The sequence below is a fragment of the Acetomicrobium sp. S15 = DSM 107314 genome (assembly GCF_016125955.1).
GTDB lineage: Bacteria > Synergistota > Synergistia > Synergistales > Thermosynergistaceae > Thermosynergistes > Thermosynergistes pyruvativorans.
On sequence record NZ_JADEVE010000237.1, the window covers coordinates 1 to 329 of the forward strand.

Consider the following 329-nt stretch of genomic DNA (forward strand, 5'->3'; position numbering starts at 1 on the left):
TAATAGACAATTAGACCCGAGCCCCCCATATAGGTGCGATAGAATGCTTCGTCGAACTCCTCTGTTTTAATGCTCGCATCGCTCAAGTTCACCCGCAAAATTTTACCATTGTAACCATTGCGGTGCACAAGCTTGCTCGGCTCGGCTTCCATAAGGGTGATGGCAGCCTTAACTGCATCGGGCATATAAAGCATAGGCATCATCGTATTTGGCCTCAAATAAAGGTTAAAATTTTTTCAAGAGTGAAGGTTTGAGGAGGGTCTATCATGAGTGATCCTTTTAATGCTATCTTGCGAGCTCTGCCCTCGATGGACAGTTTGTTGGCTAAG

Annotated in this window: 1 pseudogene; it reads right to left on the reverse strand. The window is 45.3% G+C overall.

The features are described from left to right. Positions 1-203, reverse strand: a pseudogene (locus EZM41_RS06695) (hypothetical protein); the annotation flags it as partial. Positions 204-329 lie beyond the last annotated feature (126 nt).